We start from the raw sequence: 964 nt of genomic DNA, 5'->3' as shown, positions 1-964 counted from the left end.
CTAATAAGAAAGCCCATCTCAATGCCCTCTCGTCCGTGACCGGATCACGCATCCTTCGGCATGACCTCTTTTATGGGTTGCATAGTGGCACACACGCGCAAAGACCGGCTTGTAAGCAAACAGAGAATTTTCCTCAAATTTTAGGCAAATTCGAAAGGATTGGTTTTGCAACCGATTTCACTTAAATCTCATCGCTTGCATTAACTTTACGATAACCATGTATCTGGTTGTTATTAAAGTGTATTTTGAAACGCAAGGGCGATTGACGCTCGGTTTTGCGCAGCTTGCCTCCACCCGTTTTGCATAACCCTCCGTTTACCATGGCACGAGATCGCCGGGTTTCGCCGTGACGGCGTCCCAATATTTGCCGCGGGCCGGGCGTCGACCGGGTCCGCCTTATCCATTCCTTAAACGCTGAATGAGAGTTTCAGGACAACAACAGCGATCTGCGAAAAGCAGGGCAGTTCACGACCGGGTGCGAGTGCGTTGAGTTCGATTACGGCCAGATACGTTGAATTGCCTGGCGCGATGGCTGCCGGCTGCGACCGTATGGTCCATCCGACCATTACCGCCGCGGGCGAGCGCCTGCGCCAGCGCCGCTTCATCGGTGTCATGCTGGCGGCCCCCTTCCTCGCCGCCGGCGCCGCGGTGACGCTGGTCACATCGAGCCTCGGCGCCGCCGTCACGATTGCCGCGATCTTTGCCGCCTTCGGCTTCTGCTGGTTCGCCGCGCTGCTGGTGGCGGCCTCGGGCCGGATGGCGCTTGCCGGCCAGGCGGCGCTCGTGCTCGGCGGTCTTGCCCTCGGCACCGCGATCTTCGCCGCGGGCGGGCTGGCCTCGCCTGTCGCGCTGCTTGCGCTTGCGCTGCCGTTCGAAACCTGGTGGATCGGCGGTTCGCGACGCGCAGTCTATTGGGGCGCGCTGTCCGCGCTCGGCGCCGTCCTGCTGCAACCTTTCGCTGGCT

Annotated in this window: 1 protein-coding gene and 1 pseudogene; both read left to right on the top strand. The window is 60.4% G+C overall.

Annotation, left to right across the window (positions count from 1 at the left end):
* Nucleotides 1-185: hypothetical protein (locus EN780_RS39915; RefSeq protein ID WP_210215091.1), on the top strand; the 185-nt coding region annotated here is incomplete at its 5' end.
* A 364-nt stretch (nucleotides 186-549) separates the two neighbouring features.
* A pseudogene (locus EN780_RS35275) lies at nucleotides 550-964 on the top strand (PAS domain-containing sensor histidine kinase); the annotation flags it as partial.

Origin of the sequence: Mesorhizobium sp. M4B.F.Ca.ET.089.01.1.1 (assembly GCF_004022605.1) — a bacterium.
Lineage (GTDB): Bacteria > Pseudomonadota > Alphaproteobacteria > Rhizobiales > Rhizobiaceae > Mesorhizobium > Mesorhizobium abyssinicae.
Note: the sequence above shows the minus strand (reverse complement) of the source record. Positions and strands in the feature narration are given on the sequence as shown.